We start from the raw sequence: 21930 nt of genomic DNA on the forward strand, positions 1-21930 counted from the left end.
CGTAGACGGGTTACGCGACGCTTGCTGTTTGCCGTTCTGCTTGGTCCGGCGGCCGGTAGTCCAGGGCTGTCGGCCCCGTTTGCCGGTCGACGCCGCCTCCCAAGTCATCTCGCGATCGAGCCATAACATCACCGAGCCGCGTCGCTTGAGTCCGTCGTCGTAGGCAGGCCAGTTCCTGGTCTTGTAGGTCGGCCGTGTCGGTCTGCTCATGCTGTCCAGCTATCACGCTGGATTAACGAGATGAATCCGCCTTCCTGCCAATTGTGCAACAGAGCCCTTGTGCGGCCACATGAACAGCAGCATTAGCCGCCCAATTTACTATTTTTATTAATGAGCTCTCGCAGAAGAGCATTTGTTGAACTTTGTTCTACAATAATAAGGTCGCTTTTCCTAATGAATTCCTGCATAAGCTGCGAAATTGTTGCAATTTCGCGGCGCGTTTGTCCGAGTATCGCAATAAGCTGGCTGTTATCGGCATCTGATCCTCTATAATATGACGACATAATATTTTCCTTCAACAATATGCAGCGACCACGCTTACCGAATGGCTGAGCGTCCGAATGGGTTCCGCGGCAGGGGCCGAAAAAACAAGCCAGCTAGAGGCTTTCGCCGAGGTCTGATGGCAAGAATCATGATAGGTTGGTCACGCATCATGTATCAGTATCTAAAATTTCCACCATCATCAACAGTTACAGCACGGTCGCAGGCGGAGTTCAACGCGCCGAGGCAATCAGGCAACATCTGCTCACGTCCCGACTCGAGCAAGGCGAGACAGGCTGATGGGCGCCGGGCTCCACCGCCAGCCGGCGCAGCGCGGCTCCGAAGTCACCGGACGGGTCGCTGGTAGTCAGGTTCTGGCGAAAAAGGCTGTTTAGATCGGGCGCCGGCGCTGCTTGAGTACTCCTGGTAGAGGAGGGCACGGCCATAATGGGCGAGTGGCAGGTGCGGCAGGAGGCGCTGTTCTATGGCTTCAGCCTTAAATGAGCATGTGCCCCCCGATCGGCTCTGTTGCACAAAGGAGCTGACGGTCAGGGTTCCCCTATCCCCGGACAGCTTCATCCCACGGCTTCAGTGACGGGGATCCCGAGCGCGGTGAAGCCATTCAGGACGGCCACACGAACCTGGAACTCGGCGACCTGACGGTCGAAGTCCCTCGCGGTCAGGCGTTGGCCCAGGAGTTTGACGCAGTGCATCTTGGTCTCTGCGCGGCTTCGGCGGTGATAGCCGCTCCATCGTCGCCAGATGGTCCGACCGAAGCGCCGCGATGCACGGAGGGCTTCATTCCGTGCGATCGCCCCGGCGCCATCGGCCTTCCAAGGCCTGGCGTTCCTCCGGGGCGGTATGATCGCGGCGGCGCCGCGGGCTGCGATGGCGTCGTGGCACCTGCGGGTGTCGAAGGCGCCGTCAGCGGTGACACTTGCGATCTCCTGGTCAGGCGGGATCTGATCGAGCAGCTCGGGCAGCATCGGTGCGTCCCCCACATCGCTGGTGGTGAACTCCGCCGCCCGGATTTCCAGCGTCTGCTCGTCAATTCCGATGTGTATCTTCCGCCAAACCCGGCGTTTGGCGCCGCCGTGTTTGCGCGCGCTCCACTCTCCTTCGCCCTCGACCTTGATGCCGGTGCTGTCGATCAGCAGGTGCAGCGGACCCTGCGACCCGCGATAGGGGATGTTGACCTTCAGGGTCTTCTGCTGTCGGCTCAGGGTGCTGAAATCCGGCACAGTCCAATCGAGGCCAATCAACCGCAGGAGGCTTTCGACGAAGCCGGTCGTCTGGCGCAGCGCCATGCCGAACAGAACCTTCATCGTCAGGCAGGTCTGGACAGCGGCATCGCTATAGATGGGCTGTCGGCCTCGTCTGCCGGTTGGCGCGGCTTCCCAGGTCATCTCTTGGTCGAACCAGACCGTCAGCGAGCCGCGTTGCTTGAGCCCCTCGTTGTAGGCGGGCCAGTTCCTGGTCTTGTAGGTCGGCCGTGTCGGTCTGCTCATGCCACCCAGCTATCACGCTGGATTCACGAGATGAATCCCCTTCCGGCCATTTGTGCAACAGAGCCCCCCGATCACCTGCTGCGTGCCAGCGACCGCTTCGTCGAACTGAGCGACATCCGCCGTCAGCTCGATCCCTTTTACAGCGCGATTGGCCGGCCGTCGGCCGATCCGGAGCTCATGATCCGGATGCTGCTGATCGGCTACTCCTGCGGCATATGCTCCGAGCGGCGCCTGTACGAAGAGGTCAACCTGAACCTTGCCTATCAGCCCGTTGACGAACTCGCCGCGGCCTGGTTCTGACGCCTGCGGCGAGTGGGAGCGGGTATCAGATGGCGCTGGGTCGGCAGCGGGATCGTCAGTCGGAGATGCCGGTGTCGTGGTCGGAGATGCCTCGCTCGCCGGGAATGCGTTCTACGACCGGCTGCAGGCCGAGCTCATCGCGGCCGGGTTCGACGGCTTCGTCGAGGGGCTGTGCGCGGCGCACTACTCGGAGGGGCGCGGCCGTCCGTCGCTGGCGCCGGGGCGCTACTTCCGCATGCTGCTGGTCGGCTACTTCGAGGGCATCGACAGCGAGCGCGGGCTGGATTGGCGCTGCGCCGACAGCTTGTCGCTGCGCGAGTTCCTCCGCCTCGGCGAGCGCGAGCGGGTGCCCGACCATTCCTGGCTGAGCCGGACACGCCCGCGGCTGCCGCTCGAGCTGCACGGTGCGATCTTCACCTGGGTGCTGCAGCGCCTGGCCGAGCGCGGCCTGGTGAAGGGCGAGCGAATCGGCGTCGACGCCTCGACGATGGAGGCCAATGCGGCGCTGCGTGCCATCGTCCGACGCGGCAGCAGCGAGGGCTACCGCGAGATGCTCACCCGCATGGCCCGCGAGAGCGGCATCGAGACGCATCCTCCGCCCCGCCCGGCGCCCTGCGCTGCGTCGACCTGTGCTGCCCCAGCACCGCGCAGGCCTTCCGCTCCAACGCGCCGAGCTCACGGACAACATGTTCGACGCAGGCCCGCCGTCGGGCGGGGATTACCACTTTCCCGATGTGGCTTCCTTGAGAACGATCTTCTCGAGCGTCAAATCCGACACCGCCTTCCGAAGGCGCGCGTTCTCCCGCTCAAGCTCCTTCAGCCGCCTCACCTGGTCCAGCTTCAGACCGCCAAACTCGGTCCGCCAACGGTAGTAGGTCGGCTCCGTCACCCCAATCGCTCGAACCGCATCGGCCACCGTTTTGCCCTGACCAATCAAGACCTCCGCCTGACGAAGCTTCGCCGCAATCTGGTCCGGCGTGTGCAGCTTTCGCCGCGCCATCAACGCCTCCCCTCGCAGTCGCCGCACTATATTACCGGCGGACTCATTCTGGGGGGGGCAGGTCAGAGCCCATCTCGGCCGGTGCTTGCGCCGCCACGACAACATCGCGAAACTCGTGCGCCGCCTCTAGGCTGCCCGCGTTCTTCTCAACGCTGTCGCTCTCGCCTAATCGAACAGTCCTCGAGATTAGCGCATCCTCATCCTGACTTCTGCGACATTGCCGTAGCAAACGGCAGCTTTCAGCTGTTGGCCGTGGTACAGTGACTGATCCCAGCGCATATGAATACACACACCTCCTCGCACCAAGAATCTGGTCTTTTCTTATCGGGGCATAAGCATAACATGCAGATAGGTTACATCCTTGTATCGGATTTCAACAAGCGCCTGCAACGCGAAGCTTTTTCGAAGGTGGGATGCAAGGTATTTTTTGAGGATTATGAGGATTCGGATCCTACTTCGGATTTGCCGGGTCTGCGTTCTGCTTTAGCGCGCCTCGGGCCCGACGACACGCTGGTCGTATGGAAGATAAGTCATCTAGGCAACTCTCTACCGCATTTTTTTGAGATTATGAGATATATTGATGAAAAACATGCCGTCTTGGTGTCCATTACGGAGGAGATAAGGCTGGACTCAAAAAATTCCTCGGAAGCCTTCAAATTAATTAGGACACTCGCAGAATTCGATCGAATCAAAAGTGAGGATCGAACGAGAGCGCGCATCACAGCAGCCAAATTGCGAGGTCGACGACTTGGGCGTCCAAGGAAATTGAACCGGGATCAGGTCTCCTATGCGTGCACCGCTATCAAAAATGGCCTTATGGCGCCAACTGATCTAGCTAAAATTTTCGACGTAAACATATCTACACTGCTGCGCTCCATTCGGCGAGCAAGCTGTGCCGACGGTAATGAATTGAAATCATGTCCAAGGTCATGAAGTTATAGCGCTTTACGTAATTTGCGTGGCGTTGACCTGCGTGGACGGCGGAGCATAAACTTGCGACGGCACCGTCAAATTAGAGCCTGGTAGCGCCTGAGCCAGTCGGCGGTGGCGGCGAGGCAGAGGACGCCGAGGAAGGAAGCGGCGGTTTTCGGCTATCCGGATTTCCCTTAGGAACGGGCAGCGCCAGTTCCTGTCATCCGTGTAATTTGCGCCGCCTGAGGTGACGGCCGGGCTATGAGGCCGGGCCGGTGTTTTAGACCGAGGCGGTGCACCGCGTACCCGGTCTCTGTTGCCAGAGGCCGGGGCCCGGGATCCGTCGCCTTTAGGCGCGGATGCGGGCGGCGAACGCCAAGTTTCGCCGCTTTGATGGCCCGGTGGAGTTCGCCCCACCCTTTCGGTTGCTGCGGCATGGCCGCGGTGGGCACTCCCTCATCCTTCCGTAGGCGAGAGAGCACCTCATCCGAGAGGGCTGGCAGAAGCTCCTTGTTCTTGTTGCCCGCGGCGAGGCCGCGGCGGGCAATTTCGGTGGCTGCCGCGCAGGCGTCACGCAGCGCGAAGGCGAGGTTGCCGATGGTGGTCGAATAGCCTGACCAGACTTCGACGACCTTAAGGCCCGCGAGGCGAGCCTTGCGGGTCAGCATGTGGACCAGGATGGTCCGCGCCCAGGCGTTGAGGCGCCAGTTGAGGGCGCGATTGCGTCCGCCGGAGCGCAGCTTGCCGAGGCCGCTCTCGATGGCGATGACGCCGGCGCGCTGGTGGCGTGCAGTGTCGATGATGCGTCCGCACAAAGCGGCCAGGGCTTCGCGGACTTGCTCTGACGATGCCTTGCGGTCGAGGCGCAGTTGCACTAGCGCGTGGTCCAGCACGCGCGTTTCGTCGAGCGACAGGACGTTGCCTGTGTTCTCGACGACGGAGATCCCGACCCAGTCTGGATTGAGGTCAATTCCGAAGGCCCGCCCCGGCAGGGCCGGGATCGGGCGTCGCCATTCTGAGTGGTTCGGCAGGTCCTGGGGATCGATGGTGATGTGGAGGTGGCTGGCGTCGATCCGGAAGGTGACGTTGATCGCCTTGGCCGCCGCTAGGGCGGCGGCCTGACGCAGGATGACGCCTGCGTTGCCTGTCATCGCCGGGAGGTCGAGTACGACTTCCCGGCCGTAGATTGTGAAGCGGCAGTGGCTGGCGTCTGGCGAGAGCCGGAAGTGGCGGTTGCCGAGATAGAGCCGGTCACCCCGCGTGCAAAACGGCCTTAGCCGATGGGCGCGCCATTCGTCGCGGGAGATGAGGCCGGCTTGGCGGCGTTCGAAGTGCCGGCGGGAGCCGAAGATCATGCGCTCGTCGGGGCGGGCCTTGCGGAGATCGCGCCCCTCGAGGGTTGCGCAATGTAGCGACCAGGCGTCGAGGATCCGCTGTCCCGCGAAGCGTGCTTTTACGAGATGCCGGAGGTCTTTCTCCGGCACGGTTTTGCCGTCACTAGAAGTGGCGTTGGCATAGGCCGTCCGCAGCGCGGCGGCGTAAATGCGGCGGCGGTCAGCGATGGCCGCCGCGCCGGCATCGTCCGTGCGGTAGGGGACGGAGATTGTTTGCATGAGCGCAATCTGTTCCGCCTTCGTTCACTCGTCAAGTGCGACCGGAACGCGTCAGCATTGCTGCCGCTTTCTACAGGTTAATCCGGATAGCCCGGTTTTCTCGTAGTGGGTGGCGACGGCGCGCCACTCCTTCAGCCTCGCCCAGAGGCGCTCGACGCGGTTGCGGTTGTTGTAGATCGGCTTTGGGCAGGCGACCGGCGCCTCGTTGACCTTCGGCGGGATTGCGGGGCGCGCTCCGAGGCTCCAGGCTTGGTCGCTGAATGCGTGACTGCTATAGTCGCGATCGGCCACGACGGCTCTGTTGCAAAAATGAACTGGCGGTCAGGGTTCCCCTTTCCCCGGGCAGCTTCATCCTACGGCTTCAGTGACGGGTATGCCGAGTGCGGTGAAACCGTTCAAGACGGCCACACGAACCTGGAACTCGGCGACCTGACGGTCGAAGTCCCTCGCTGCAGGCGTTGGCCCAAGAGTTTGACGCAGTGCATTTTGGTCTCTGCGCGGCTTCGGCGGTGATAGCCGCTACATCGTCGCCAGATGGTCCAACCGTAGCGCCGCGATGCACGAACGGCTTCATTCCGTGCGACCGCCCCTGCGCCGTCGGCCTCCCAGGGTCTGGCGTTCCTTCGGGGCGGTATGATCGCGACGGCGCCGCGGGCGGCGATGGCGTCGTGGCACTTGCGGGTGTCGAAGGCGCCGTCGGCGGTGACACTCGCGATCTCCTGGTCAGGCGGGATCTGATCGAGAAGCTCGGGCAACATCGGTGCGTACCCCACTTCGCTGGTGGTGAACTCCGCCGCGCAGATCTCCAGCGTTTGCTGAGCTTCAGGGACTTCTGTCGTCGGCTCGGGGTGCTGAAGTTCGGCACGGTCCAATTGAGGCCGACCAGCCGCAGGAGGCTCTCGACGAGGCCGGTCGTCTGGCGCAGCGCCATGCCGAACAGCACCTTCATGGTCAGGCAGGTCTGGACAGCACCATCGCTATAGATGGGCTGTCGGCCCCGTTTGCCGGTCGGCGCGGCCTCCCAAGTCATCTCGCGATCGAGCCATACCATCACCGAGCCGCATCGCTTGAGCCCGTCGTCGTGGGCGGGCCAGTTCCTGGTCTTGTAGGTCGCCCGTGTCGGCCGGCTCATGCTGTCCAGCTATCACGCTGGATTCACGAGATGAATCCCCCTTCCGGCCATTTGTGCAGCAGAGGCGGCATACTCGGGCAAAAATAGATTTGACTTCGAGCCCGGCCCAACGAACTTGGCTTTTGCAAATTCCTGATGTAACACAACGCCAGTGCCTTTAAGGATTTTTTGCCGTGGCCATGAAACCGAACATCGACCTGGATATGCTGACTGTGCCGGAGTTGACAGCGCTGATCAAAGCGGCCGGAGCTAAGCGGGATGCCAAGATGTCTGAGGCCAAGGCCTCCCTTCTCGCCGAATTCGAGGCCCGCTCCGCCGAGTTGGGGATGTCTTTCGACGAGTTGCGCGCCCCCACCGGCTCCCAATCCGGCCGCAAACCACGCAAGGATGCAGGAACACCTGTCGCACCGAAATTCCGTGGGCCCAATGGCGAGACCTGGACAGGCCGTGGTCGCAAGCCAGGCTGGCTGACGGTTCTGGAATCACAAGGCAAGATGGCCGCGGATTACCGGATCTGAGGCGTCGGTTTCTGGACGTCTTCGATTCGGTGCTGTCGCGGAAGTGGTGGGAAACCGGAGTGGCGTAGTCTTCGGCGAGTTCAACACGCCAATCCCGGCGTTGGCGTGCCGGGCGAAGACCACGCCCCGGAGCAGGATAGCGTTGAAGGGTCGGCCCTGTTTGCTGGGGAGGCCTGGTTTGATCCGATCGAGGCCGGGATCCGAGGCCGGATCCCCGGGCTGATCGAGGAACTGGTGGAGCAGGAATTGGCTGCGGCGCTGGGCCGCGGCCGCTATGAGCGGGGCGAGGCGGCGGGACACCGGCACGGGCACCGGAGGCGGCGCCTGACCGGCTCCTTTGGCCCGGTGGAGATTGCGGCGCCGCGGGCGCGATTGCGCGGGCCGGAGGGGACTGAGCGGGAGTGGCGCAGCGTGGTGCTGCCGCACTACGCGCGCCGGACCCGGCAGATGGAGGCGCTGATCGCCTCGGCCTATCCCTCGGGCACCAACACGCGACGGGCGCAGCGGGCGCTGGCGGCGCTGTTTTGCGGCGCGGTCGGCAAGGACGTGGTCAGCCGCGCCTGGCGCATGGCAAAGGCGGACTGGGATGCCTGGTGCCGGCGCGATCTCCGGACCGAGGACGTTGTCCGGCTGGTGCTGGACGGCACGGTGATGAAGGTGCGGCTCGACCGCAAGGCCACGACCATCTCGCTGCTGGTGGTGCTTGCCATCCGCCGCGACGGGCAGAAGGTGCTGCTGGCGGTGCGCAACATGGGCGGCGAGAGTGAGGCCGCCTGATGCGCGGTATTGGACGATCTCGTGGCGCGCGGGCTGCGGACGCCGGAGTTCCTGATCGTCGACGGCGCGGCCGGTCTCGAGAAGGCGCTGGCCGCGCTAGACCACTTTGATGTTGCACGGAATCGCGGGTTCTGATTCGACGCTGGTGATGCAGCGTTGAGGCGATGATGGCGGCATCTTTGTCTACGGACCTCCGGCGGCGCCTGGTCCCCGCGGTTGAGACGGGCAGCACGGCGCGGGAGGCGGCGCGACGTTTCGAGGTGAGCCCCTCGGCGGCGATCAAGCTGATGCAGCGGGTGCGCGAGACGGGCAGCGCGGCGCCGGCCAGGGTCGGCGGCTACCGAAAGCCCCTGCTGGCCGGGCACGAGGTCCTGTTGCGCGAGCTGACTACGGCGAAAGCGGGCATCACCCTGGCTGAGCTGCAGGCGGAGCTTACCGAGCGCGGCATCGAGGCAGGCTCACTGACGACCATCTGGGCGACACTGCGCCGACTTGGCCTGCGGCGTAAAAAAAGTCGCTGAGGGCAGCCGAGCAGGACCGACCCGACGTTGCCGAACGGCGCTGCCACTGGCGGGTGTGGCAGCGTTTCATGGACCCGGCGCGCTTCGTGTTCCTTGATGAAACCGGCGCCACCACGAACATGGTGCGCCGCTACGGCTGGGGACCACGCAACGAGCGCCTGGTGGATGCTGCGCCGCACGGCCACTGGAAGACCACCACCTTCGTCGCCGGCCTGCGCAGCACCGGCATCGTCGCGCCGCTGGTGCTGGATGGGCCGATGACGGGCGAAGCCTTCCGCGCCTATGTCGCGCAGTTCCTGGTGCCCACGCTGGCACCCGGCGACGTGGTGGTGATGGACAACCTCGCCGCCCATAAGGTGGCCGGCGTGCGCGAGGCCATCCGAGCGGCGCGTGCCCACGTCATGCTGCTGCCAGCCTACTCGCCTGACTTGAACCCCATCGAACAGGCCTTTGCCAAACTCAAGGCCGGGCTCCGCAAGGCGGGCGCCCGCACGCGTGAGGCGCTGTGGAACACCATCGGCCAACTGCTCGATACCTTCAGCCCCACCGAGTGCCGTAACTACCTTGCCAACTCTGGCTATGCATTCGAGTAAACCAAAAATGCTCTGGCGCCGCGGCCGCAAGCCGAAACACCCACCCGGCGTGCCGAAGCCCAGCGCCCAGCGCAACTTCACCGATCCGGAGAGCCGGATCATGAAGGGCCGAGACGGTTTCGTTCAGGCCTACAACGCCGAGGCCGCGGTGGATGCGGCCGCGCAGGTGATCGTGGCGCATGACCTAAGCAACAACGCCGCCGACCACGACTCGCTGGCGCCACTGCTCGACGCGGTCACCGCCAACACCGAAGCAACACCGATCGAGGTTTCGGCCGACAGCGGCTACTGCTCCGAGGCGAACCTGGCTGATCTCAACAGGCGCGGGATCCGCGGCTATGTCGCCACTGGCCGCGCCAAGCACCCCGATGAGGGTGAGGAGCAGCGCCGCGGGCCGTTGGTCTCGGCGATGCGTAAGCGGCTCAGACGCGCAGGTCGACGCAGCCGCTACCGAATACGCAAGCAGGTGGTTGAACCCGTCTTCGGGCAGATCAAGGGAGCACGAGGGTTCCGACAGTTCCTGCTCCGCAGGCCTCGGGAAGGTGAAACACGAATGGGCGCTGGTCTGCACCGCCCACAACCTCACCAAGCTCGCCAGGATGGCCGCAGCCTGACCCGCAGCTGCTGCACAGCTGCGATGACTATCGCTCAGGTCCCAGCATCATCAGCCCGAAATGCCGTTACCGGGACGCGCTCCTAGTTCGCCGCAGGACCAGGCCAGCCAAGTCCTGGCGCTGATTGAGCGACGGCTGGCCGATCCCTCGGCTGGCTAGCGACAGCGGCTCCGTTTCCCGGCCCTGGACCGGCCAGTCCTTTTCAGTTCACCTTGTGCCAATCGCGGAACCACGACACGAAGCGGGGAATGCCTTCCGCAAGGGTCGTCCGCGGCTCGAAGCCGGCCAGGCTGCGGATTGCCGAGATGTCCGCGAAGGTCTCTTCCACATCGGCGACGGGACGCGGCGTGTCCTGCACCACGGCACACCGGCCCAGTCCTTCCTCGAGCAGCCGTACCAGGGTCGCCACCTTCTCGGCCCGATGGTTGCCGATGTTCAGCAGCCTGGCGCACTCCCCGGCCGCCGGCGGGTGCGGCAGGCAGCCCAGGATGCCCTGGACGATGTCGTCGATGTAGGTGAAGTCGCGCTTCAGCTGTCCGCCATCGTACAGCGTTATCGGCGTGCCGGCGACGATGGCCCGGGCGAAGCTGTAATAGGCCATGTCGGGCCGGCCCCAGGGGCCATACACTGTGAAGAAGCGCAGCCCGGTCTGCGGCAGCCCGTACAGGTGGCTATAGGCCTGGCCCATCAATTCGTCCGCCCGCTTGGTCGCCGCGTAGAGCGAGACGGGCAGGTCCACGGGATCGGTCTCACGGAAGGGCAGGCTCGTGTTGCCGCCATAGACGGAGGAGGAGGAGGCATAGACGAAATGCCGCAGTGCGGGCATGCGGCGCGCCGCCTCCAGCATCACGACATGGCCCATGACGTTGGAGGCAACATAGGCATAGGGGTCGATCATCGAGTAGCGCACGCCGGCCTGGGCGGCGAGGTGGATCACCTCGGTGATCCCGGCATTCGCCTCCGCCAATGCGGCGAAGACCGCCTCGCGGTCGGCCAGGTCCACCTTCACGAAGCTGAAGCCTGGCTGCGACGTGAGCCGCGTCAGACGCGCCTCCTTCAAGGCCACGTCATAGTAGCTGTTGACGTTGTCGAGCCCGATGACCTCGTCGCCGCGCGCCAGCAGCGCGGCCGCGACGAAGGAGCCAACGAAACCCGCGACGCCCGTGACCAGGATCGTCATTCTGTGCCGACTGTCCGCATGAGGCGGCCATAGCGCGTTCAAAGCCCGGCCCGCGTCAAGGCTCGCGCCGGCCGGGAGCGGCGGAAAGGACTGGCCTGTCCAGGATGTGAAGCGCAATGAAGCTGGTGCTCTCGACCATCATGCGTGGCGGCCTCGGTGCTTCCCACTCCCGTTAGAGAGGAGCGCTCCAGCCGCCGCCGGACGCCTGTGTGCAACGACGGCGGCGGGATGTGCCGGGCAATCTGGCCGCTGACCCACGGGGTCACGCGGCTGCGATCAACATAAATGTTTATCCATTCTTATATAACTGTGTGCGGCGGAGGGAAAGTCGGCCACTGGAGCGGCGGCGTAGTGCGGCTGCGGGCGGAGTAAAACCCGGCCAGTGGGAGGCGGCCTACCCTGAGGGATCAGGGTGGGGCGCCGGGAGATGTTCGTGGTGGAGACCTACGCGGCGGTCCGGCGGTTCGTGTTCCTGGAGGGACATAGTCGGCGGGAGGCTTCCCGGGTTTTTGGGTTGAGCCGGGACACGATTGCCAAGATGTGCCGGTATTCGGCGCCGCCGGGATACGTGCGGACGCGGCCGGCGGACAAGCCCAAGCTGGGATCGCTGACGCCGGTGATCGAGGCGATTCTGGAGGCGGACCGGACGGCACCGCCCAAGCAGCAGCATACGGCCAAGCGGATCTTCGAGCGGCTGCGCGATGAGCATGGCTATGGCGGCGGCTATACGGTGGTGAAGGATTATGTGCGGCGGCAGCGGGCGCGCGGGCGGGAGGTGTTCGTGCCGCTGTCGCATCCGCCGGGCCATGCGCAGGTGGACTTCGGCGAGGCGGTGGCGGTAATCGGCGGAGTTCGCCAGAAGGTTCATTTCTTCTGCCTGGACCTGCCGCAGTCGGACGCCTGCTTCGTGAAGGTCTATCCGCGGGAGACGACGGAGGCGTTCCTTGACGGGCACGTCTCGGCTTTCGCGTTCTTTGGCGGCGTACCGCTGTCGATCCTCTACGACAACCTCAAGCTGGCGGTGGCCAGGATCTGCGGCGACGGCCGGCGGGAACGGACGCGGGCGTTCACTGGCCTGGTCAGCCACTATCTGTTTCAGGACAGGTTTGGCCGTCCCGGCAAGGGCAACGACAAGGGAAAGGTCGAGGGGCTGGTGAAGTTCTCCCGGTCCAACTTCATGACCCCGGTGCCGATCGCGGCCAGCCATGAGGCGCTCAACGCCATGCTGGCGGAGCGTTGCCGCCTACGGCAGTCCGATCGGGCAGGCCGGCATGCCGAGACGATCGGCGTGCGCCTGGTGGCGGATCTGGCGGCGCTGCGGCGCCTGCCGGACACGGTCCTGGAGCCGTGCGAGACGATCAGCGCGCGGGTGTCCTCGACCGCGCTGGTTCGCTACCGCGGCAACGACTACTCGGTGCCGACCGCGCATGGGTTCCAGGCGGTGCTGGTGAAGGGTTTCGTCGACGCGGTGCTGATCCTCTGCGACGGCGTGCCGATCGCCCGCCACGCCCGCTCCTATGGCCGTGGCGAGTTCGTCTACGACCCCTTGCACTACCTGGCGCTGCTGGAGACCAAGCCGGGTGCGCTGGACCAGGCGGCGGCGCTGCAGGGCTGGGCCTTGCCGCCAGTGTTCCAGCACCTGCGCCGCCTGCTGGAGACGCGCATGGGCAACCGCGGCAAGCGGGAGTGTCAATGCTGAGGTCGAATTCCTCAAAAGCGCTGGCTGAAAATTCCCCAGTTTGGCTGGTGGCTACGTTGCGGCGGTGGCCTCCACGGTGCGTATTTTGGGTGGCCGGCCGCGTCGGCGCGGCGGCGGTTCGGGCTGATGAGCGGGTCGCGCGGCTGAGCTGTCCGGCAGCAGGTCGGCGTGGCGGCGCAGGCGGTAGCTTGCGCCTTCAATGCGCACGACGATGGCGTGGTGGAGGAGGCGGTCAAGCAACGCTGTGGCGACAACGGTGTCGCCGAAAACCTCGCCCCATTCGGCAAAGCCGCGGTTGGAGGTGAGTATCATCGCGCCGCGCTCGTAGCGGGCATTCACCAGCTGAAAAAACAGGTTTCCGCCGCCGGCGATGACGGGCAGGTAGCCGATCTCGTCGACCACGAGGAGCTGCGGCCGGCAGAGGAACCGGATGCGCTCGCGGAGCGTGCCCTCGCGCTCGGCCTTGGCGAGCGAGCCGATGAGCTCGGCCAGGGTGGTGAAGTAGACGCTGCGGCCTGCCTTCACCGCCTCAACGGCCAGCGCGATGGCCAGGTGCGTCTTGCCGCAGCCTGGCTGGCCGAGGAAGTGCAGCACCTCGTGGCGGCTGATGAAGTCGAGGCCGGCGAGGGTGAGGATGCGGTTGCGGTCGAGGGAGGGCTGGAACGAGAAGTCGAAGCCTGCGAGCGTCTTGATGTTCAGCAGCCGGCCCATTTTGAGGGCTGCCTTGACGCGGCGCCCCTCGCGCAAGCTGAGTTCTTCGTCGAGCAGCTGGTCGATCGCCTCGAGGGCGGAGATCTCGCCGCGCTCGAGCTGGCGCAGGAGGTGCTCCAGCACCTCGAGGGAGCGTGGCATTCTGAGGCCGACCAGATGGTGGCGGATCCGGTCGAGAGTGGCGGGTGCCGTGTTCATCGCGCCGGCTCTCCGGCGGCGAGGCGGCGGCCGATGGCCTCGTAGATGGCCAGCGACCGGGGCGCCACGCCGGCGGCCGCGGCGGGTGCTGATGGCGATGCCGAGGCGCCAGCGCGGGTCGTGGTGCTGTTGTGCGGTGGCGGCAGGCTGCGGTGGCCCTCGGCGATGCGACGCCGGCCGCGGCCCTCGAGCACGGGATGCGCGGCGACCAGCCGGCCATCCTCCAGGATGTGGATTTCGGAGGCGGTGACCTGAACTTCGACGGGACGGCGCCGCGTGCCGTCGGGGACGGAGTAGAGATTGCCGCCGACCGAGATCATGCCCTCGTGCGAGATGCGTCGCTCCAGACGGAGCACGGCGTTGAACGGCCCGGCCGGCAGCCGCCGGAGGGTGGGCTGTTCCTCTGCGAAGTGCTCCGTGACGATGCGCCCCGTGGTGCCGTGCAGGCGGCGATTGGCGACCTGGTCGAGCCACTGGGTGAACTGCGCGTTCAGGTCCTCGAGGTTGCGGAAGCTCCGGGCAAGGAAGAAATCCTCGCGGACGTAGCGGAACGGCCTCTCTACCTTGCCTTTGGTTTTGGCCCTGTAGGGACGGCAGGCTTTCGGAAGGAAGCCGTAGTGGGCGGCAAGCGCGAGGAGCTTGTCGTTGTAGACGATGCCACGGTCGTCGACTTCGCCAAGGACGGCGGTGCGCATGCGATCGTAGAGGATCTCCTGCGGTACGCCGCCGAGTGCGGTAAAGGCGGCGACGTGGCAGCGCAGCACAGTGACGAGGTCCTGCTGGGCGACGAAGCGGGCCCACATCATGCGGCTGTGGCCGAGGACGGCGGAGAACAGCCAGACGATGCGCTCGGCGCCGGGCTCATCCTCAAAGCGGACCTTGAAGAAGGCGAAGTCGACCTGCGCCTGGCGCCCCGGTGGGGTCTCGAAGCGACGTTCGAAGGCGGCGGGTTCGGCAGGCGGGCGGATGGTGCGCAGGAAGTCGGTGACGGTGGCGTAGCCACCCCCGAAGCCGAGGTCGCGGATCTCCCGCCAGAGGCGCCGGCCGGTCAGCTCGGGAAAGCGGCCGATGCGCTCGCGCAGGAATGGCTCGAAGGGCGCCAGCGGCGAAGGTGCCGGCTCCCGGGGTTTGTAGGCCGGCGGCTCCAGGCCGCGCGCGATGTAGGTGCGGATAGTCTTGCGGTCGCGGCCGGTGCGCCGTGCGATGGCCGAGACGCTGAGGCCCTGCCGGGCGAGATCCAGGATCATGACGAGCTCCCCAAGGGTGACCACCGGCTGCTCCCATGACGCCGGTCGGCATCCTGGCGCATGGCCGGCGCCACCCGCGCCCGGGGGCTCGCCCCCGGGCGCGGGCAGTCGCGCTGGACTGGGGAATTTTCAGCCAGCACATCCAGGGAGAATTCACGCAGCAGCTACAGGGAGTTCATCCAAGTGCTGCGGCTGCTGGAGATCGCCGCCAAGGAGGTGGTGACTGCCGCGGTGGCCGAGGCCATCCATCTTGGCGCGATCGGCTTTGACGCGGTCCGGCAGATCGTCCTGGCGCGGATCGAGCGACGCCCGGCCAGGCTTGACCTGACCGCCTATCCCTATCTGCCGGGTACCGACGTGCGCATGACACGCGCCGCCGACTACGCCGCACTGCTGCGGGAGCAGGTGGCATGACCGCGGCCGATGAGATGCCGCATGGCACCAGCCAGGGCACGCCGCAGGTCCTGCTGGCGCATCACCTCAAGCAGCTCCGGCTGCCGACGGTGCTGCGCGAGTACGACAAGGTGGCCGGCGAATGTGCCCGCGACGGCGTCGATCATCCCCGCTACCTGCTGCGGCTGCTCGAGCTGGAGTTGATCGACCGCGAGCGGCGCCTGGTCGAACGGCGGATCCGCCAGGCGCGGTTTCCCGCGACCAAGAGCCTGGACAGCTTCGTGTTCAACGCCAATCCAAGCCTCAACAAGATGTTGGTCCTGGAACTGGCGCGCTGCGAGTACATCCTGCGACGCGAGAACATCATCGCGCTCGGTAACAGCGGCACCGGCAAGAGCGAGCCAGCTTCACGCCCCGGCAAGGGCAGTATCTCGCCTTCATCCTTGCCTATCAGCGCCTGCACGGACGCGCTCCCGCCGAGGCCGACATCCAGCGCTACTTCCGCGTCAGCCCGCCCACCGTTCACCAGATGCTGCTGACGCTCCACAAGGCCGGGCTGATCACGCGTCAACCAAGCCAGCCTCGCTCCATCGTCCTCGCCGTCGATCCGGCAGCGCTGCCGCCGCTGCCGGACCAGCCCAGCCAACCAGTCAAAATCACAGTGCCGAGGTACTAGTTTGGCCCGAAGAAGAAGCCGCGGAAGCTTCAAAGATCGACCTGGGACGTATTGCTACAATCTGAGGTTGCGCAGTGGTGAGTGCCTCAGGCTCCTTCGGAGGTCGCCTGGGGAAGTAGGGCGGGAGCGACGGAACGAATTTGGTTTCAGCTCGTTCAAGCCACTCCAGACATCAGGAGGACGGGCAGATGATCAAATGGGCCATCATATTCGCGGTCGCCGCGCTCGTGCTTGCTCTGCTGGGCTTTGGGGGTCTCGCCGGGGCGGCTATGGAAATTGCCAAGATCCTGTTCTGGCTGGCGGTTATCATCGCCGTGATCCTGTTCGTTCTCGGCTTGACCATCTACAAGAAGGTAACGTAGCGGCCAGATTTGCACTGCCGCTGGTCCACCAAGGTGTACCAGCGGGCTCATGTTTGCGGGCCTGACCGTCGTGCATCACCGCCAAGCCGAGTTGCTTCGTAAGCGCGGCGACGAGGCCCGCCTTCCGGCGCGGGGGTTGAGTATGCTTGGTCTGCCTGGAGCTGGGAGCTTCGGGCCGACGTTATGGTCGACGTTAATGACGACGCGAAGGGTGGCGGGTATCGACGGGTTGAGGTTCTGACGGGGCCTGGCCGACGACGAAAGTGGTCTGACGAGGACAAGGCGCGGATCGTCGCCGAGACACTGAAGCCCGGCGCGGTCGTGGCGGATGTGGCGCGGCGCCGGCAGGTCTGTCCGCAGCAGGTTTTCACCTGGCGACGGGAGATGCGTGTCGGCGCTGCTGGGCGCCTGGATTTCGTGCCGATCGTGCCGGCGACTGCAATGCATGTGCCTAAGCCGCTAGCCGCGCCGGCATGCTCCTCTCCATCGATCGAGGTGGAGCTGGCGGGCGCCGTGCTGCGCGTCGTGCCCGGGACGGACGCCGACCTGCTGACGACCGTGCTGCGCGCAATCCGGGCCTCGGCGGCATGATCGCGCCGCCCGCTGGTGCGCGGATCCTGTTGGCGACGAAGCCCGTCGACTTCCGCAAGGGCGCGCACGGCTTGGCGGCGCTGGCGGCCGAGGTGCTGGGTGCGGATCCGTTCTCGGGCGCGGTGCTGGTGTTTCGTTCGCGCCGGGCAGACCGGATCAAGATCCTCCTCTGGGATGGCAGCGGCCTGGTCCTCGTCTGGAAGCAGTTGGAGGCTTCTGCATTCCGCTGGCCGGCGATCGTGGACGGGGTGCTGCGTCTGACGCCGCTGGAGTTCTCCGCGCTATTCGACGGGATCGACTGGCGGCGCGTTCAGGCGCTGAAGGAGATTCCCACGCCGAGCGTGCCTGCGTAGAATCGGCGGCACGATGCGCGCCGCCGATGACGACACGCCGAGCCTGCCGGAGGATCCCGCGGCGCTGCGCGCGCTGCTGCTCGAGACGCTGGCGCAAGTCGGCACGCTGACCACCGAACGCGATGCGCTGGCGAGCCAGAATGAGCGCCTCCAGCACCTGCTGCTGAAGCTCAAGCGGCAGCAGTTCGGCACGAAGTCGGAGCGGCTCGCTGAGGAGCAGTTGCTGTTCGCGTTCGAGGAGATTGAGGCGACGCTGGCCGGGAACGCGGCCGAGGCGGGCAAGGTATCGCCGATGCTGCGCGACAGTCAGGCGAAGCGTCGCCGTGCCGGCCGCGGTCGGCTGCCGGCGCATCTACCGCGGGTCGAGGTGGTGCTGGCGCCGGAGGCGACAGCATGCCCCTGCTGCCAGGGCCCGCTGGTCGAGATCGGCACCGATACCGCAGAGCGGCTGGACGTAATCCCCGCCCAGTTCCGCGTCGTCGTGACCAAGCGCCCGAAGCTCGCCTGCCGGGCCTGCCCTGGCGTGGTGCTACAGGAGCCTGCGCCGGCCCGCCTGATCGAGGGCGGGGTGCCGACCGAGGCAACGGTTGCGCACGTGCTGGTGTCCCGCTACGCCGACCACCTGCCGCTCTATCGCCAGTCGCAGATCCTGGCGCGGCAGAGCATCGAGATCGGCCGCGAGGTGCTGGCTGACTGGACCGGCACCGGTGCGACGGAGATCGTCCCCGTGGTACGGCGCATGCGCGAGATCCTGCTCGGCTCGGCGCGGCTGTTTGCCGACGAGACCACGATGCCGGTCCTCGACCCCGGACGCGGCAAGACGAAGAAGGGCTACGCCTGGGCGATCGCGCGCGACGACCGCCCCTGGGGCGGGTCGGACCCGCCGGCGGTGGTGTTCCACTACGCGCCCGGCCGCGGCGCCGAGCACGCAAAGGCGCTGCTGGCGGGCTACGGGGGTACCCTGCAGTGCGACGGCTACGGCGCCTACAAGACGCTGGCCACGGCGGATGGCGGCATTACGCTGGCATTCTGCTGGAGCCATGTGCGGCGGGAGTTCATCGATCTGGGCAAGACGGCGCCAATCGCCCAGGAGACGTTGAAGCGCATCGCCGCCCTCTACGCGGTCGAGACGGAGCTGCGCGGCAAGCCACCTGACCTCCGTCGAGCTGGCCGGCAGGGACAGAGCCGCCCCCTCGTCGAGGCGCTGTTTGCCTGGCTCTCCGAGCAACTGGCACGCCTGCCTGGCGGCAGCCCCACGGCAGGGGCTATCCGCTACGCGCTGAACCATCGCGACGGCCTGGTGCGGTTCCTGGACGACGGCAGGATCGAGCTCGACAACAACACCGTGGAACGCGCCATCCGCCCGATCTGCCTCAGTCGCAAGAACGCGCTGTTCGCCTCGGGCGATGACGGCGGCGCCAGGTGGGCGGCCGTGGCCTCCCTGGTCGAAACCTGCAAGCTCAACGGCGTCGATCCGCAGCGCTACTTCACCGATGTGCTCACCCGCCTCGTCAATGGCTGGCCCAACAACCGCATCGACGAACTCATGCCGTGGTGCTGGACCGCCGACCAAGATCGCTGACGATCAGCCGCACAACACCAGGGGCCTCGTCGCTGCGCTTACGTTGCTTCGCTCGAGCCGATCGGCTTGGTGTCGGTCCAGCGTGCGAGGCCTCTCAGAGTCAAGGGGATGCGGCGACCCTCCTCGGGCGCCGCTTCCGACGGTGGCTATCACGGCCAATCCTGCAGGACATCCGCTCTGGCAGTCCTTCGGAGGATGGCTCTGGCCGACACCGAAGATGTCTCTGGCCGGCACCGAAGATGTCTCTGGCCGGCACCAGCGTGGCCTCTGGAGGATGGCTGGCCTCGGTGACTTGCTAAATACGTCAACGATTCCGTGGCTTTAGTTTGCTTGGCCACCAGCGGCCCTCCCAGCCGCGGTAGAGGTCGCACCAACGGCTGTTGGCGGAGCTGCCAAGCTACTCGCGCCGGTACGAATCTCACAGCAGCATCAGCGTCACGCCAGGTCGGCGCCGCTCCCGGTGCACCGCCACCCAGTCCGGCTCGGCCTTTCGTCGCAGCCCGACCTACGCCCTTTCGCCGGCGAACAGCAGCGCCTCGAGCGCGCCGTCCGTCACCGTCGCCGGCAGTGGCCACGTCACCTCCGCCGCCGCTTCCAGGTCCAAGCACAGCAGTGCCGTGCTGCGCGCATCGCCCGTCTACCGCGCGATCGCCCTGTCGGTTGCGCCCACCTCGTATTTCAGCCGCAGGATCTCTTGCACGCGTCGCATCGACACTCTCTCGGCCGGCATCCAGCTCCCCCTCTCGCGTCCATCGCGAAGGGGGCCCGGACCCCGACTAGGCGTCCAACCAACAACCCACGAAGTTTGTCAATTGCGGCAGCGACGGCGCAAATTCCTGAACAGACGAGCAACCTATGCCGAAGCCAATGTCATTCTGCGCCGTTCCATCTGCGCCATACTGCCGCAAGGTCTTGCCAGCTCCCGGATTTATCCGACGTTAAGATCGCACTGTCACCGGTTCTGGGTGAGGGGACCAGTTTGGAGAACATAACGCTCATCCAAGTTAGATGACGTGAGCGTGATATGGGACCGCCCTTCTTCGCCTGGAGCTCCTCTAGCGCCAATGAGAAATGCGATAGACTGTTCCAAATAACCTTGTTCCGCGCCTGGCAAAGATACTTGTGGTAGGAGCCGTGGGTACCCCGAATCCGCATCCCCCATTCTTCCACAATGTTCTCCAGCCTGTCCTGCAAGATGCGTTCGCCTTCGACCCTCCTCGCGAGTTTTCTGATCGCGCTGATCCGTCGGCCCCGATCTGTCTTCGCCCTCCTCACGTTGGCCCGACGTATGGCCTCGTTCCTCGCCACTATCGCGGCCCGTAATGTTAATTGGATGACGGGATCATCCCTCACGGCCTCGGGCGCCTCAGGCACGTCGTAGATCCGAGCTCCACGCCGGCTATGCCTCTCCTTGCATGCGAGGAGTTTGGAGACGGTTCGTTCGGCTACTCTGTAACGGTGGGCAGCGTTGGCCTGACCCGCAGCAACGGCACCGAGAGTGATTTCCTCGCCGGAACTCGCCCCTAAACCTGAAAGCGCACCGTTTTGCAGGTCAGGATTGATTCCATCCCCAAACGTTATCCTCTGAGTTCCCCATCGGGATGCGACGGTACGGACGCTAAGGCTTGCCTGCTTTGCAATGGAGGCCTGCGTGATGCGTTCTCCGCGCTCCGCGAGCGCAAACGCGGCAGCCTTGATCCGCTGGCTGGTTTGGGTTGCCCGGAGCGTCGCCGTGCGTTGGCCCGCGAGGCACCGTTTCTGGGGGGTTGTGAGGCCCTCTCCAAGCCGGGCATCGCGCCCTCGCTTTGGGCCCCTGCTCGAAGCTGCGCTCCCCCGCGGGCGCCGGTCCAGTCGGTTCATATACTTGGCTATGGACCGCGCCGTCGCCGCAACCTCTGAACGCGGCAGTGGAATCGCAAAGTGCGCATTCACCCGGATCGCCTCGTTGAGGATTATCTGCGCGTCCGTGACTTGGAACCTACGCGCGTGGAGTCTCACGGCATTGAAAAGAGAAACGTTGCGGCCCGGACTGGTGACGTCAGCCACCACAGCACCTGGGTGACGGCAGCGGACGCCGAGGGTCGCCCCGGCGGGCGGGACTACACGTCGTGACCGTGACACGAGCTTGTCATCCTCAGGCCAGTCGACACCGAGCACTTCGGCTACTTGCCGAAGCGATGCATGGTGGTCACCCTGCATGGTGTGCCACACGAGCCCCGTGTTCGCCTCGCAATATGCCTCCCAGAGCGCCGGGATAGCTGGCTTTGCTCCGCGACGTTGGCGGGTTCCAATGAGGTCGGTCACCCGACCCCACGGATTTTTAATTGGTGCCGTCTGCGGCAGAACAGTGGCGCTCATCGCGTGCGCAAACAGGCGGCCAACGTGGTTGAGGAGCGCGACCGGTGCCGTGCGAGCGCCCTCCCCTGTCAGGACCGGCTGGCCTAGAATCATGATCGCGTGGCTGCGGCCCGACCACGGGTCGATGACGAGGATCGGGCGTGGACACCCTCGCCGCTCGAGGTCCTCGGCGCGTTCAGGGCCTTCATCGTGATCGACGTCAGCCACAATCGCGTTGGCGCGCCGGTTGCTGTTCACCGCGAGCCACGGACACGTAATCGCGTCGGCGATCGGCAGGTGGGATGAACTCGGATGGAGCACATGCGAGCGTATGTTCTGTGAACAGAGAGGACGCCTGGCGAGCAATGGCAATAGGCGCTCCGCCAGAGGTCGTAGATGCGGGGCGGCGCTTTCCGCGGTTGCGAGGGCGCGCTCCAGATGGCCTTGCACAGGTGGTCGTTCGGCATGCGGTGGGATGAACGCATGGCGACGGTATGAGCCGCCGCACGCGGGAGACTGGGTACGGAAAGGGGCGACGTTAGATTGTCCTGCGATCATTTTGTATACCTAAGAAAATTTCGCACCCGACATTCCGGGCTTGGCAGCGCAATCTAAGTGAGTTAGATTACCGCG

General features: G+C 65.4%; 15 protein-coding genes and 11 pseudogenes. 15 read left to right on the forward strand and 11 right to left on the reverse strand.

Features of this window, described 5'->3' with window-relative positions; translation table 11 throughout:
• Positions 1-63: 63 nt before the first annotated feature.
• Both ACLF3G_RS26260 and ACLF3G_RS26265 read right to left on the reverse strand, forming a co-directional pair.
• Positions 64-210: pseudogene (locus ACLF3G_RS26260) on the reverse strand (IS5/IS1182 family transposase); the annotation flags it as partial.
• A gap of 845 nt (positions 211-1055) precedes the next feature.
• A complete protein-coding gene (locus ACLF3G_RS26265; RefSeq protein ID WP_430672357.1) occupies positions 1056-1988 on the reverse strand; it encodes an IS5 family transposase in 933 nt (310 codons plus the stop codon).
• Between the two features lie 63 nt (positions 1989-2051).
• Here ACLF3G_RS26265 and ACLF3G_RS26270 point away from each other — a divergent pair.
• Both ACLF3G_RS26270 and ACLF3G_RS26275 read left to right on the forward strand, forming a co-directional pair.
• Positions 2052-2255: pseudogene (locus ACLF3G_RS26270) on the forward strand (transposase); the annotation flags it as partial.
• Positions 2256-2364: 109 nt separating this feature from the next.
• Positions 2365-2667: pseudogene (locus ACLF3G_RS26275) on the forward strand (transposase); the annotation flags it as partial.
• 211 nt (positions 2668-2878) lie between these two features.
• On the opposite strand, the pseudogene ACLF3G_RS26280 reads toward ACLF3G_RS26275, so the two are convergent.
• Positions 2879-3288: pseudogene (locus ACLF3G_RS26280) on the reverse strand (transposase); the annotation flags it as partial.
• Between the two features lie 279 nt (positions 3289-3567).
• Here ACLF3G_RS26280 and ACLF3G_RS26285 point away from each other — a divergent pair.
• Positions 3568-4221, forward strand: a complete 654-nt coding sequence (locus ACLF3G_RS26285) for a recombinase family protein (protein ID WP_430672358.1) — start codon at positions 3568-3570, stop codon at positions 4219-4221.
• Between the two features lie 173 nt (positions 4222-4394).
• Here ACLF3G_RS26285 and ACLF3G_RS26290 read toward each other — a convergent pair whose 3' ends face one another.
• The 3 genes and pseudogenes from ACLF3G_RS26290 to ACLF3G_RS26300 all read right to left on the reverse strand — a co-directional run bounded on the left by ACLF3G_RS26290 (position 4395) and on the right by ACLF3G_RS26300 (position 6945).
• Positions 4395-5813 (reverse strand): hypothetical protein, encoded by a 1419-nt coding sequence (locus tag ACLF3G_RS26290; RefSeq protein ID WP_430672359.1) that lies wholly within the window; start codon positions 5811-5813, stop codon positions 4395-4397.
• 51 nt (positions 5814-5864) lie between these two features.
• A pseudogene (locus ACLF3G_RS26295) lies at positions 5865-6107 on the reverse strand (transposase); the annotation flags it as partial.
• A gap of 54 nt (positions 6108-6161) precedes the next feature.
• A pseudogene (locus ACLF3G_RS26300) lies at positions 6162-6945 on the reverse strand (IS5 family transposase).
• A gap of 179 nt (positions 6946-7124) precedes the next feature.
• Here ACLF3G_RS26300 and ACLF3G_RS26305 point away from each other — a divergent pair.
• The 4 genes and pseudogenes from ACLF3G_RS26305 to ACLF3G_RS26320 all read left to right on the forward strand — a co-directional run.
• A complete protein-coding gene (locus ACLF3G_RS26305; protein ID WP_430672360.1) occupies positions 7125-7463 on the forward strand; it encodes an H-NS family nucleoid-associated regulatory protein in 339 nt (112 codons plus the stop codon).
• Positions 7464-7619: 156 nt separating this feature from the next.
• Positions 7620-8339 (forward strand): annotated as a pseudogene (locus ACLF3G_RS26310) (transposase); the annotation flags it as partial.
• A gap of 68 nt (positions 8340-8407) precedes the next feature.
• Positions 8408-9354 (forward strand): IS630 family transposase gene (locus tag ACLF3G_RS26315; protein ID WP_430672371.1). Its coding sequence is split into 2 segments (ribosomal slippage): positions 8408-8746 and positions 8749-9354, totalling 945 coding nucleotides; the frame shifts between segments, so codons are not numbered across the junction.
• Between the two features lie 7 nt (positions 9355-9361).
• Positions 9362-9968 (forward strand): annotated as a pseudogene (locus ACLF3G_RS26320) (transposase); the annotation flags it as partial.
• Positions 9969-10170: 202 nt separating this feature from the next.
• On the opposite strand, the gene ACLF3G_RS26325 reads toward ACLF3G_RS26320, so the two are convergent.
• Positions 10171-11148 (reverse strand): NAD-dependent epimerase/dehydratase family protein, encoded by a 978-nt coding sequence (locus ACLF3G_RS26325; protein ID WP_430672361.1) that lies wholly within the window; start codon positions 11146-11148, stop codon positions 10171-10173.
• Positions 11149-11575: 427 nt separating this feature from the next.
• On the opposite strand from ACLF3G_RS26325, the pseudogene istA (ACLF3G_RS26330) reads away from it, so the two are divergent.
• Positions 11576-12835: pseudogene (gene istA, locus ACLF3G_RS26330) on the forward strand (IS21 family transposase); the annotation flags it as partial.
• A 63-nt stretch (positions 12836-12898) separates the two neighbouring features.
• On the opposite strand, the gene istB reads toward istA (ACLF3G_RS26330), so the two are convergent.
• Positions 12899-13756, reverse strand: a complete 858-nt coding sequence (gene istB / locus ACLF3G_RS26335) for an IS21-like element helper ATPase IstB (protein ID WP_430672362.1) — start codon at positions 13754-13756, stop codon at positions 12899-12901.
• The gene (gene istA, locus ACLF3G_RS26340; RefSeq protein WP_430672363.1) at positions 13753-15027 is read right to left on the reverse strand and encodes an IS21 family transposase; all 1275 of its coding nucleotides are present in this window, start codon (positions 15025-15027) and stop codon (positions 13753-13755) included. Before istA (ACLF3G_RS26340) ends, istB begins: the two co-directional genes overlap by 4 nt.
• A gap of 144 nt (positions 15028-15171) precedes the next feature.
• On the opposite strand from istA (ACLF3G_RS26340), the pseudogene ACLF3G_RS26345 reads away from it, so the two are divergent.
• The 7 genes and pseudogenes from ACLF3G_RS26345 to tnpC form a co-directional block, all read left to right on the forward strand.
• Positions 15172-15417, forward strand: a pseudogene (locus ACLF3G_RS26345) (IS21 family transposase); the annotation flags it as partial.
• Positions 15414-15935 carry an ATP-binding protein gene (locus ACLF3G_RS26350; RefSeq protein ID WP_430672364.1) on the forward strand — a complete coding sequence of 174 codons (522 nt, stop codon included), beginning with the start codon at positions 15414-15416 and terminating at the stop codon, positions 15933-15935. The pseudogene ACLF3G_RS26345 and the gene ACLF3G_RS26350, both read left to right, overlap by 4 nt.
• Positions 15854-16072: a helix-turn-helix domain-containing protein gene (locus tag ACLF3G_RS26355; protein WP_430672372.1), complete on the forward strand. Its 219-nt coding sequence runs from the start codon at positions 15854-15856 to the stop codon at positions 16070-16072. The genes ACLF3G_RS26350 and ACLF3G_RS26355 overlap by 82 nt, the downstream gene beginning before the upstream one ends.
• Before the next feature lie 188 nt (positions 16073-16260).
• On the forward strand, positions 16261-16434 hold the full coding sequence (locus ACLF3G_RS26360; protein WP_430672365.1) for a DUF1328 domain-containing protein: 174 nt from the start codon (positions 16261-16263) through the stop codon (positions 16432-16434).
• A gap of 183 nt (positions 16435-16617) precedes the next feature.
• A complete protein-coding gene (gene tnpA / locus ACLF3G_RS26365) occupies positions 16618-17025 on the forward strand; it encodes an IS66-like element accessory protein TnpA (protein WP_430672366.1) in 408 nt (135 codons plus the stop codon).
• Positions 17022-17378: an IS66 family insertion sequence element accessory protein TnpB gene (gene tnpB, locus ACLF3G_RS26370; RefSeq protein ID WP_430672367.1), complete on the forward strand. Its 357-nt coding sequence runs from the start codon at positions 17022-17024 to the stop codon at positions 17376-17378. The genes tnpA and tnpB overlap by 4 nt, the downstream gene beginning before the upstream one ends.
• Before the next feature lie 13 nt (positions 17379-17391).
• Positions 17392-18960, forward strand: coding sequence for an IS66 family transposase (gene tnpC / locus ACLF3G_RS26375; RefSeq protein ID WP_430672368.1), 1569 nt, complete (start codon positions 17392-17394; stop codon positions 18958-18960).
• 870 nt (positions 18961-19830) lie between these two features.
• Here tnpC and ACLF3G_RS26380 read toward each other — a convergent pair.
• Together ACLF3G_RS26380 and ACLF3G_RS26385 are read right to left on the reverse strand one after the other, a co-directional pair.
• Positions 19831-21006 carry a hypothetical protein gene (locus ACLF3G_RS26380; protein WP_430672373.1) on the reverse strand — a complete coding sequence of 392 codons (1176 nt, stop codon included), beginning with the start codon at positions 21004-21006 and terminating at the stop codon, positions 19831-19833.
• Positions 21007-21321: 315 nt separating this feature from the next.
• A pseudogene (locus ACLF3G_RS26385) lies at positions 21322-21855 on the reverse strand (replication initiation protein); the annotation flags it as partial.
• Between the last annotated feature and the right edge of the window lie 75 nt (positions 21856-21930).

Origin of the sequence: Falsiroseomonas sp. HC035, from assembly GCF_050563525.1 — a bacterium.
Lineage (GTDB): Bacteria > Pseudomonadota > Alphaproteobacteria > Acetobacterales > Acetobacteraceae > Falsiroseomonas.